At 39.7% G+C, this 11,867-nt stretch carries 4 protein-coding genes and 2 pseudogenes; 3 read left to right on the top strand and 3 right to left on the bottom strand.

The window, feature by feature from the left end; genetic code table 11:
* The 3 genes from HT691_RS11375 to HT691_RS08650 form a co-directional block, all read right to left on the bottom strand.
* A partial coding sequence (locus tag HT691_RS11375) for a YSIRK-type signal peptide-containing protein (protein WP_240154009.1) occupies positions 1-4,710 on the bottom strand: 4,710 nt, incomplete at its 3' end.
* A 414-nt stretch (positions 4,711-5,124) separates the two neighbouring features.
* A complete protein-coding gene (locus HT691_RS08655; protein WP_054392871.1) occupies positions 5,125-5,922 on the bottom strand; it encodes a Nif3-like dinuclear metal center hexameric protein in 798 nt (265 codons plus the stop codon).
* Positions 5,909-6,586 (bottom strand): tRNA (adenine(22)-N(1))-methyltransferase TrmK, encoded by a 678-nt coding sequence (locus HT691_RS08650; RefSeq protein ID WP_023934155.1) that lies wholly within the window; start codon positions 6,584-6,586, stop codon positions 5,909-5,911. The genes HT691_RS08655 and HT691_RS08650 overlap by 14 nt, the downstream gene beginning before the upstream one ends.
* Before the next feature lie 348 nt (positions 6,587-6,934).
* Between HT691_RS08650 and HT691_RS08645 the strand changes: the two are divergent.
* The 3 genes and pseudogenes from HT691_RS08645 (at position 6,935) to HT691_RS11105 (ending at position 11,826) form a co-directional block, all read left to right on the top strand.
* Positions 6,935-8,170, top strand: a pseudogene (locus HT691_RS08645) (hypothetical protein).
* Positions 8,171-8,382: 212 nt separating this feature from the next.
* Positions 8,383-11,505, top strand: a complete 3,123-nt coding sequence (locus HT691_RS08640) for a DEAD/DEAH box helicase (RefSeq protein ID WP_138699594.1) — start codon at positions 8,383-8,385, stop codon at positions 11,503-11,505.
* 136 nt (positions 11,506-11,641) lie between these two features.
* Positions 11,642-11,826, top strand: a pseudogene (locus HT691_RS11105) (hypothetical protein).
* Positions 11,827-11,867: the final 41 nt, after the last annotated feature.

The raw sequence follows: 11,867 nt of genomic DNA, 5'->3' as shown, positions 1-11,867 counted from the left end.
ATTCGCTTGCGTTAGAGCTGTCTTGTCTGCTGGTTTCACCACATACGTTACTCTTACGTTTTCTGTACTTTGATCTGTATAAGTAACAACAACGTCAAGAGTATGGTTCCCTACTGTAGTTGGATACTGTGTTCCTTCTTTCAGTACAGCTGATGCTTTGTTAGCTACATCTACAGCAGCAAGTAACTCTGCATTTGTAGGATTTTCACCGATTACTTTTGTAATCGTCTTAGTCGTCGGAGCTGTGTGTTCTGGAATAGGATGATTTTGGTTATTTGCTTGAGATTCAACATCGCCATTTCCTCTAGTAGAGGCTGTTGTGATATTTGTATTCCTGTTCACTTTTGTATAGTCAAGCGTAACCTTACCATTTGCTAGACTGATACCATCTGGTAAGGTTGTTGAAGAACTCCAATTATTTCCTCGTTTAACCAGTGTTACTGTGGCATTGGTATTTTGTTTGTTCTTATAAGTTAAGGTCACTTTTTCTGCATCTGTCGGTAATGTAACTTCTACATCTCCATTTTGACGTGTAGCACTAGTTGTTGCACTCGGTTGTTCAAACTTAGCCTTAATTCGTTTAGTTTCTGAAATTTTCGTTGCGCTAGAAGCTTTTACCGCAACTTCCGTCCCGTCTTTTACTAAACTTTTTGGAAGGGTAAAGCTATTGCCACTAGCTGTAATTCCTGCAACAGCACTCCATCCTTGATCAGTTTTTCTAAAATGTTGTGTTTCTGAACGATTACTAGTTTGATTATGATAAGTCAAATCAAACTCAGTAGCTTCCTGCGGTACAGTAATTACAACCGAACCATCTGGTTGGGCTATACCACTTACATCCTCTAATCTTCCTAAAACCTTAGTAGTAGCTGCTATACTAAAGTCAGAGCCGTCCTTCTGCTGCTTAACTGTAACTGTTGAACCTGCTTCTGCTGTTTCAGCTTGGATTAGGATTTTGCCCAGTCCATTTTCATCATTTATAATCGAAATTGTGCTATCTGCATTGGCGTCATCCTTATTCCAGTTGCTACCAGTTTTAGTAAAACCAACAGTTTTTTCTTGTCCAGTAGCATTTGTATACGTAAGCATAACCTTAGTAGCTTCGTCTTGACCTACCATTGATGTTACCGTTAGAGTTTCTTTATCTTGTGAGATAGTTGGAGATTGAGGTGCTTGGACCGTCACTTTTGTAACCAAGTCATCTCGTGAGATAAACTTACTTTCTGATCCGTCCTGACTTGTAACAGTTGCATTTCCATCACTATCCACTGTAACAGTCGCTCCTGGGTTAGCAGCTTGTAGAGCCTTCTTAATCTTTTCAATATCTGAAGAATTTAGTTTCTCTGGATCGGTTACAGGTACTTTCTGCTCTGGGTTGACTAACGGTTTACGGTTCTTTGCAGCTTCTTTTTGCTCTTCTGTCAGCTCCAACAAATCTTTGTGGGAAATCAAGCCACTTGTTCCATCTGGTTGTACAACATAGGCATCTCCATTTTGCCCAACGTTTACAGTAGCACCAGGATTTTTCTCCTGAACCTTCTGAGTAATCTTCGTCAATTCCTCTTTGGTTAGCTTATTTGGATTAGCTACCTTCACTTTTTCAGTTGGTTTTTGGATTTCTTTTGGAGAAGTCGAATCATCTGCAGAATCTGCTTGCCCATTTTGTTTCACAAAATCACTGACAGCAGCTTCTTCCTCTTGTCCATCCGGTCTGGTCACCTGAACCTTACCATCATCTGTTATTTCAACTTTAAATCCTGGATTAGCATCTTCAATAGCTTTTTTTAGCTTATCTTTCTCGGTTTGATTTAGACTACTTGGATTTTCAACGGTAACTTTTTCTGCTGGGCTTACAAAGTCACGGCTAGCTTCTGTAGGAAGTTCTAGTTTAAGCGATTCTGATAGTGGTGATACAAGATAGTCTAAAACAGGTTCATCTGTACCTTCCTTAACCACTGCCGTAACTAGACGAAGTTCCTCATTCCCCACCAATTCTTGTCTATACTTATCAGGAGTAAACTCAACTGTTCCATCCGCCTTAACATCACCACTAGCAAGAATAGTATAGCCAGTAGCTTTTTTAGGCTTATTATCAGAAGCACCTGTGCCTACAGCATCCACATCATTCCCACCTTTAACCAAGAAGGTTTTCAGTTTTGCTTTATCAGGAATATTTGCTGCTTCTCCTTTTGTTCCAGAGTTTGCTTTGATGACCGGTTTTCCTGTAGTCTTTCCTTTCAAACTCTCAGCTGTTGTTGCAAAACTCGGTTTCGTAAATGGAATGTATAGATAGAGTTTTTCTGTCTTGGTTGTATTATCTGCGGTTGTAACCGTAACAGTAATTTGATGGATACCTGAATTGGTTTTGTTAATAGTTCCTGTTAATGACTTCTTGCTACTTAGGGGTCCCTCATGCTCCACTTCACCCTGAACCAAGCCCGTTTTTTCTAAATTAGTTACTTCAATATTTTTGATAGACTTACCAAATGGAACTCGAACCAGCACTTGTAGTTGCTTTCCAGTATAACTGTCAAGATATAGTGCTTTATACTTACTTGTCTCCAAGCTAGAAGCTGCTCCGCCCTCTCCACTTTGTCCAAACCCAATACGAATCTGACTGCTATCGTAGTTGGCTACTTTAGCATCTGATGATTCAGACTCTAAGAGTGAAGTTCGCTTGCCTTCTGCAGTCAAATAAGACTGACCTGAAACACGTGACTTGACAGTATAAAAACCTTTTGTAATAACAACATTTTTGAAGGTTGCATTTCCATCATCACCAGCAATACTGGTTGCTACTTCTTTTCCGTCATGGTAGAGAACCATCTCTACACCTTTGGTTCCGTTAGTTGCAGTGATATCCTTTATCATCCCTGCTTGCTTTTCCAAATCAGTATTTAAACTTGGTTTTTTCGGTTTCACAACAAAATTTAACTGGACCAATTCACCAGAACCGTCAGCAAAGATTCGCTCTACAAGATAAGATTTCACTCCCGGAGTATTGACGATAGTGTCTGCAACCTCTTGATTGTTTTCAACTTTGACGCCGTCCTTAAAAAGATTATAAGAAGTTGGATGTGATTCAGCATTATCCCCTACCTTATCCCTATTTTTAAAGTAAGATTCAAGGTCAATGCCTCCATCGCTTTTAGCAATTAAAGATGAAGAGGTACCTGGAGTTGTTGATACATTATTATTTTTCGGCTGCCAAATTCGCCCTTGTACAATCTGATAGTAGCCATTTCCTTCCAACTGAGCCGGATACTTCTCAGCCTGGTCTCCTTCACCGGCAGCTCTACCGTACCACTGATTGACTAGCAAGCGATTAACTGATTTCCCTGACAGCCTAAACCCTTTAACACCCAAGGCGTAATAGAGATTACGGAAAGTCGTATCTGGGGAAGTCGTCTCAAAGGTCAAATGGTAGCTATCATCACGTCCTCCGTCCAAAGAGAAGGTGTAGACTTTCTCGGTTTCATTTTTGATACCAGAGTATTTAGAAACTGCCTTTTTCTCAACTTCAGTTGGGAAGTTTTTATCAGCATGGTAGTAGAAACCTTTCTGCACCCACCAGTTAACTTCTTCCTTGGCTAAGCCATCCAGACTATCCGTCCGATAACCATAACCTCCACTTTTTGCTGCCGCTCCTGTTGATGCAACAGTCCCCTGCTTTTCATCACTAATTCCATCAGCTGATTGTAAGGCCTTTAGGATTTGATCCTCTCCGTTACCTGCATCTCCACTAGTAGCAGTGGTGCCACCAGTCCTATGATCATAACGAGAAATAGTTACTGAGTTTGCTTTTACAGTGTGGTTTTTAGGTAGGGTAAACCAAAAAGTATTTGATAAGTAGTGGTGTGGACCCCGTCCTACTTTTCCCTTATTGATATCAATCTCCCATTTAAAACCAGTTTCTGTTTTCTTGACTATCCCGTGGATAAAATCTTTCGCTTCCGGAATACGAAACTCTTTTCCGTCCCAATATGCTCTTGAACGTTGCGAACCATAGACATAGGTTCCACGGGCATAAGGTGAACCTGCATGTCCATCTTCTAAAAAGTAGTTGATCCCATCTACATAAGCATTACTTGGCACAGCTATATAGCCTGAAGGAACTTCTTGTCTGCTTCCTCTTGAACGAGGTTGAATCGCTGTTGTCACCGGAGTGTTTAACGGTTGTTCATCCTGTTCTGTATCATCCTCATCATCGTCAAGTGGAATAGGGTCATAGTCAGACTGGCTGTCTTTGAGCACCCGAGGCTGAAGGACTCCAGTGCTGCTTGTTTTGGCTGCTATCGTGTCAGCAGATCCTGCCCTTTTCTCTCTCACCTGAGAACTTTCTTGAACAGACTCTGGCTGGCTAGAGTCTACTCCAGTAGTTTTAGGGGCAGCTACTGTCTGTCCTTGATTAGATCCTTCCGCTGACCTCCCTTGCCCTTTTATCTCCTTTGTGATCTTACCTTCAGCAAGTTGCTCAAGTACAACCTCCTTCGACTCTCCCTCATCCGACTCCTGCAGAGCCCCATCAGGGTTACCATCAAATCCAGCGACCACGTCATTAGTTGTAGCTGGAGTGACTGTCTCACTCGCTGCTACTGCACCGTTGGCAAAAAACATCAATGCGGCAACCGCAACACTGGCGGCACCAAAGTGGTACTTACGAATGGAGTAACGGAAGACCTTTTCTCTGTTAGACTTTCTAAAATCCATAACTCTTTCTCCTTAAAGATATGATTGAAGAGAACATGTCATTTTCCTCTTCAATTGACAATAATATTAAATAGCAACTTACGACTATTTACCCCACTGTACCTCCTATGAAGAGTATACAGTCTAGTAGCAATTATACCACCCCCCCCCGAATTTTGCAAGGAAAAACATTTAATTTTTTCTGTTTTTAGAGTATTTTATGGTAAATTGTTATCTTTCTATTTATATGTATTGGATTTTTTGATTAAACTGCAAAAAACGAGGACTATTGTATTTTTTTATTTATAAAATTTCGGGTATAAGTTTTACAAAAAAATCCAGTCTCAACAATGTCTCAGAATCACATTTGTACTAGTGTAGTTTCAGTTTACCATAACTATACTAGTACAATTTTTCATTGTCTTCACCTTCTAACTAGATATGGTGGAAAGGATTGGTCGATGCTTGGCTAGGTAAAATCTCTAGTTCCCAACCTTTTTCCTCTTTCCATTGAGTAAGGAGTGCTGCGATTTTTTCCACAAACAGCACTTCGATATAGTGACCTGGATCCAATGCCAGCAAGCCATCAGACAACATATCCTGGGCAGTGTGGTAGTAAATATCACCAGTGATATAGACATCCGCTCCTTTAGCTAAAGCATCCTTATAGAATGACTGCCCGCTTCCACCACAGATGGCCACTCTTGAAATAGGTTTCTGCAAGTCATTCTCTTGATAATGCACCATTCGAAGACTATCTAGGCCGAATACTTGCTTGACATACTGGGCAAAGTCCCCAAAGGTCTGAGTCAGAACATTCCCAATACGTCCAATTCCACGTTCAGGACCTGTCTCCTGAAGATAAGTTATCTCCTCGATTCCTAGCATCTGACAGAACCAGTCATTGAGACCATTTTCAACGATGTCAATATTGGTATGGCTGACATAAACTGCAATGTCATGCTTGATGAGATCAATGTAAATCTGATTTTGTGGACGGCTAGCTACCAAATCCTTGATGGGACGGAAAATCGGCGCGTGCTTGACGATAATCAAATCCACACCCTTTTCAATGGCCTCTGCTACCGTCTCTTCACGAATATCGAGAGCAACCATGACACTTTGTATCTCCTTGTCCAAAGTGCCAATTTGCAGACCACGACTGTCTCCCTCCATGGAAAATTCCTGAGGGCAAAAGGCTTCATATGCGTTAATTACTTCACTTGCTAGCATGGAGCACCTCCTTGATGGCTTGAATTTTATCTACTAAAACTTGACGCTCCTCTATATTTTTTTCTGGGATTTGTCCGAGGGCAAACTCTAGCTTAACAGCTTCTTTTTGCCATTTTTGGACAAAGACTGGGCTGACTTCTTTGGACAAGAAGGGGCCAAATCGAACATCACTGGCTGATAGTTTCATTTGTCCTGCTTCCACCACCAAAATCTCGTAAAACTTGCCAGCTTCTTCTAGAATGCTTTCTGCCACAATCTGAAAACCATTGTCTTGCAACCAAATGCGCAAGTCGTCTTCACGATTATTGGGCTGGAGAATCAAACGCTCTACGTTAGCTAACTTGTCCAAGCCTTCTTCTAAAATCCTAGCAATCAAACGGCCACCCATACCAGCAATGGTAATGACCGACACTTGGTCTGCCTCTTCAAAGGCTACCAAGCCATTGGCTAAACGAACCTGGATTTTCTCCTTTAGGCCGTGAGCCTCAACATTTTTAACCGCGGACTGGTAGGGACCTTCTACGACCTCACCTGCAATGGCACTTTCGATTTGTCCTCTCTCAACCAACTCAATAGGCAGATAAGCATGGTCACTTCCCACATCTAGCAAAATGGCTCCCTGTGGCACAAAGGAAGCCACCAATTCTAATCTCTTTGAAATCATCTTATCTCACTTTCCAAAACTCTATTACCTCTTATTATACCACATTTCAATCTTCAACTTTCCAGTAATATAAGCACCTCTGGCAAAAGAAGTTTCAATGTCCTAAGGTAATAGATGGATTCACTTGAAATATTTTTCAGAAATTTACAGAATTGTCAAAAAATGGGTAATTTATTCAAAAGAGTCTTTACTTTATAAAAAATGTACACTAAAATATATTTAGAAGATTAGAGGAGATAAAAGTTTCACTAAATTTTATATTTGAAGGTAGTATTTAGATAGGAAATTTAGTCAGACGAACCACGAATTTGCTCTATGCTTTCTAGAATTTATTATAAGGAGATTAATATGCATATTTTTCTTAAAAATCGAGCTTTTCGTCAGCTAACAGTGAATGAGTGGATTTCAAGTTTTGGAGATACTATTTTTTACTTAGCTTTTATCAATTATGTCTCTTCTTATACGTTTGCTCCCTTAGCTATATTTTTGATCAGTCTATCAGAAACCATTCCTCAGGTCTTGCAACTTTTTACTGGAGTTATAGCTGATTTTCAAAAAAATCGAATCAGCAAGTATATTTCTATCCTCTTTATCAAGATCCTCCTTTATTCTGGAGTGACTTTGCTCCTGACAAGTACCGACTTCTCTCTTTTCTGTTTTCTTTATTTGCAGTATGAACTTGATTTCAGATACGATTGGTTTTCTTGCAGGATACATGCTGACACCGATTTACATACGGCTAATAAACGATGATATGACGGAGCTATGAGTTTTAAGCAGTACACGAGTTCCATTGTACGTTTGATAGGTAATCTCAGCGGAGGAGTATTTTTAGGACTGTTTAGCATTTCTACTCTAGCTTTTGTAAATGTTTTAACCTTTTTATTTGCCTTTCTAGGAAGTCTACTTATCCGAAACCGCTTGAAAAAAGAGGAAGAAAAAATCGAAGTTCCTCCTTATGTAGGAATGAGTAGCTTTTTCCAGCATTTGAAAGAGTCAATGAAATTATTGATGACTATGGAAGATGTCATGGTCTTGCTTTGGATTTTGTCCATTAGTCAAGCTGTTTTGATGATGGTAGAGCCTGTCAGTGCGATTCTACTGATTCACTATCCTTTTATGGGTTTGTCAACAGGGCAAAGTCTGGCAATTTTGATAATGATAAGCCTTCTTCATGTTATTTTAGGTGGACTTCTGAGTGGATTTCTATCTAAAAAAATTTCTATTCGCCTGAATATTTATTGGAGTCTATTGATGGAGTCTCTCATTGTTATAGGTTTTCTACGTGGAAGTTTTTTACTTATTTTACTAGGAAGTGCAGGTGATGCTTTCTCGGCAGGAGTATTGAGTCCTCGCTTGCAAGCCATGATTTTTGGAATCATTCCTGAGGAGTTAATGGAATCAGTTCAATCCTCCATCAATGTTATCAACTTGCTTATCCCAGCTGTCCTATCCCTTGCTCTCGTATTTCTTGCAACAAGTGTTGGTCTTGACGTTGTTGCCTTTGCTCTTATAATTTTACTACTTATAGCAGCCTATCTAGTTCACCAGATGAAAAACTTACCAAACCAAGAAGAAATTTAGCTAGAATGTTATAGATAGGTCAGTTTTCACTTGATAGTTTCTGTGGAATCGTAAGCTCCTTGTAATTGATTGTCGATATTACATACAACTATCTGACAACTGCAAATGTTTCCAATCCCTATCAAGATGCAATTTATATAAGATAAGTCTATTCTTTTCCTATAAAATCTGATAAGATAGAGGAAAGAATAATTAGAATAGAGGTTACTTCAATGGCGGTTCCCGATAGACTCCCTGCTCGTATGAGAATGGATGGACGAACTATTTTCCAACAGATAAAAAACTATTTTGATACTGAAAATAAAGAATATTTTAAGCACCCCAATACCTATGATGGTATTTCCATGCATCTGGAACCCAACATCCTGACCAGTATGGAGCACTTCGATTTGACTGGCTTTCATTGCGAATGTAAGGATTTCCAAAATCAGGGAGTCTGTAAACACTGGGTTGCCATGGATCTCTACTTTCGTAGCCTCCCCCAAGCTATTCAAGAACGCATTGGTAAAGCGAGTCATAAACCAAGTTTTGCCAGCCAACTGATTCCTACCTTGCCATCTGATGAACTCCAAGACGAACTGGTAGAAGAAAAAGCGGTGGCGCCTTCACTTTCCCTTCATGGACAAGTCGAAATCCGAAATCATAGCCTAGCATGGACCTTAAAACTACAGGTAGAACAGGCTTCTCGTGCCTATGTTATCAAGGATATAGCTCACTTCATTTTTCTCATTTTCCAAGAGGAAGATTACTTTGTTTCACAGAAAATCGGGACAATCAGATTATCCTTAGATCAGTTTAATCAAGCATCCCAAAACCTACTCCTCTATATCAAAAAATATTTCATCGATAGAAATGAACATTCTTATTTCAACTTCAGTTATGGCATTAGCCCTAGAGATTGCGGACGCTATTTAGAGACTCCTGTTAGCTATTTAAACGACCTCGTCCCACTTTTTCAAGCTTTGGATGTCTTCCAATATGTAACCTCAAAAGCCGAATACCCTCTTATATTCTTAGATGATAGTCCCTTTATCCCGGAAGAGGAAATTTTTAAGGTTGTCAAGTCTAATAACCATTATGAAATCATCAATACAGCTTATTTTGGTTTCATTATTCAAGAAAAACTTTGGATTCGACACAATCACTTCCACATCATCAAAGAAGAACACCGTTACTTTTTGGATAAATTAGCTACTTGGATCTATCATTATCAAGAAAGTTCTCCTCTTATCTTTTCACAGGAAAATAAGGCTGAACTTATGCAAATCTGTAATATCATCTCAAACTATGTTCCTATCAGTCTTCCAGATGAATTACAAATCCATGACTTTATCCCCACCTTTGCCTTCTCCAAAACTAGAAATGAAATTGCCCTTAATATGGTGTGGTCCTTTGGAGAAAAACAAGTCCATTCTAAACAAGATTTCCTAACCCTCCCCTATACTTACCAAGCTAGCAAAGCTAGAAAAATCTATCATCAACTGCTTTCTGCTGGTTTCAAAGAGGAATTTCATAGTCTTTCCAAAATCAAAATCGTTGATTTCTTCCTAAAAGAACTCCCCCGTTTTCGTACTCTGGGTCAAGTTCAACTAGATGAATCGCTTGAAAAACTCTTAGTAGAAGATCCTGCTGTCATTGACATTTTTGACGACGAAGGCTTCCTTTCAGTTCAGTTTGATTTTTCTATGATTTCAGAAGATGAGGTTGAAAAAGCTATCCAAGCTTTATGGAATCAAGAAAGCCACTACCAAACCAAGCAAGGAAAGGTTCTAGTCTTTGACGATGAAAGTCTCAAGGTTGCCCAAAGCCTCCAAGATCTTCGCGCTAAATTTTCAGACGGAAAAATCAAGATGCACAAATCTCGTGCCTTTAGTCTTTCTGAAACCTTCAAAGACAATGAACATGTCAATTTTTCTCGTGATTTCAAAAAGATGGCTTATGACCTGACCCACCCTGAAGAATTTGATATCAAGCCTTATGAAGTCAAGGCCAAACTCCGCTCCTATCAAAAAGAAGGAGTCAAGTGGCTGAGTATGCTGGATCATTATCATTTCGGAGGAATCCTGGCGGACGACATGGGGTTAGGGAAAACCTTGCAAACCATCACTCTTCTGGAAGCCAACCTTAAACCAGACCAGAAAGCTCTTATCCTAGCTCCAGCCAGCCTTCTTTACAATTGGAAGGAAGAATTCCGAAAATTTGTACCTCACAAACAGGTTGAAGTAGTCTATAGTAGCAAAACTGAGCGTATCAAACAAATTGAAAAATCTGCTACTATCACTATTACAAGCTACCCATCTTTTCGTTCTGACCTTGAACACTATCAAAAGCAGTCTTACGACTACCTCATCCTAGATGAAGCACAGATGATAAAAAATAGTCAGACCAAAACAGCACAAGCTTTAAGAGAATTTGATGTCAAAACCTGCTATGCCCTATCTGGAACTCCTATTGAAAACCGTCTCGAAGAGATTTGGTCTATTTTCCAGATAGTATTACCAGGTCTCCTACCAAGTAAAAAGGAATTTTCAAAATTGTCACCTCAACTCGTTGCTAAACTGATTCAACCTTTTGTCCTGCGTAGGAAAAAAGACGAAGTTCTGACAGAATTACCTGAACTGAGCGAGCACCTCTACAGCAATGAACTCAGCAGTTCACAAAAAACGCTCTATCTAGCTCAACTTCGACGCATGCAAGAAATGGTTTCAGGAGCCAGCGCTGATGAGATTAAACGTCATAAAATTGAAATCTTAGCAGGACTAACCCGACTTAGACAAATCTGTAATACCCCTGCTCTCTTTTTAGAAGACTACAAAGGGGATAGTGGAAAAATGGACAGCTTATTCGAGCTCCTAGACACCATTCGTGAAAAAGGGTCACGACCACTTATCTTTTCACAATTCACCTCTATGCTTGATCTCATTGAGCAAGAACTAGAGAAAAAAGAAATGTCTCACTTTAAAATAACAGGACAAACACCTTCAGATAAACGTCAAGAAATGGTCAATCTCTTCAATCAAGGGGAAAAAGACTGCTTCCTCATTTCCCTAAAAGCAGGTGGAACAGGACTAAATCTAACAGGAGCTGATACCGTCATCCTCTGTGACCTCTGGTGGAATCCAGCAGTCGAGATGCAAGCCATCGGTCGAAGCCACCGCCTTGGCCAGACCAAACAAGTCGATGTCTATCGCCTTATCACACTTGGTACCATAGAGGAAAAAATCCAAGAACTCCAAGAAAGTAAAAAAGAACTCTTCAACACCGTTCTTGAAGGACAAGAAAGCAGAAGCAATTTGAGCGTTGATGATATTAAAGAAATCTTGGGTGTTGAATAAACGAAAAAGAACTAGAGTAACCACACTTAGTGGATTTATCTAGTTCTTTTGTAAGCGCGTCATAACAAGGTATCTATCATTCATGGAGCTCCTCCTGTATACTATTAGTAAAGTAAAACTATTGGAGGATATTTTAATGCCACAACCTATTGTTCCTGTAGAGATTCCACAATCTCGTCGTTTTGATTCTAAAAAGAGAAATGATATTCTGCTTAAAATTCGTATTGGCAAGCTTGAACTAAGTTTTTTCAATCTCTCAATCTCGAAATGATAGAAGAGCTTTTGGATAAGGTGTTGCTCTATGACAATTCATCTATCTAGCCTAGGGCAGGTCTATCTCGTGTGTGGGAAAACGGATATGA

Source organism: Streptococcus sp. 477 (assembly GCF_013277295.1).
GTDB classification, from domain to species: domain Bacteria; phylum Bacillota; class Bacilli; order Lactobacillales; family Streptococcaceae; genus Streptococcus; species Streptococcus pseudopneumoniae.
Note: the sequence above shows the minus strand (reverse complement) of the source record. Positions and strands in the feature narration are given on the sequence as shown.

Bases quoted from the DNA above. Each gene is read 5' to 3' on its own strand.
- HT691_RS08655 (WP_054392871.1), bottom strand. From the start codon at position 5,922: ATGCTAGCAAGTGAAGTAATTAACGCATATGAAGCCTTTTGCCCTCAG.
- HT691_RS08650 (WP_023934155.1), bottom strand. From the start codon at position 6,586: ATGATTTCAAAGAGATTAGAATTGGTGGCTTCCTTTGTGCCACAGGGA.
- HT691_RS08640 (WP_138699594.1), top strand. From the start codon at position 8,383: ATGGCGGTTCCCGATAGACTCCCTGCTCGTATGAGAATGGATGGACGA.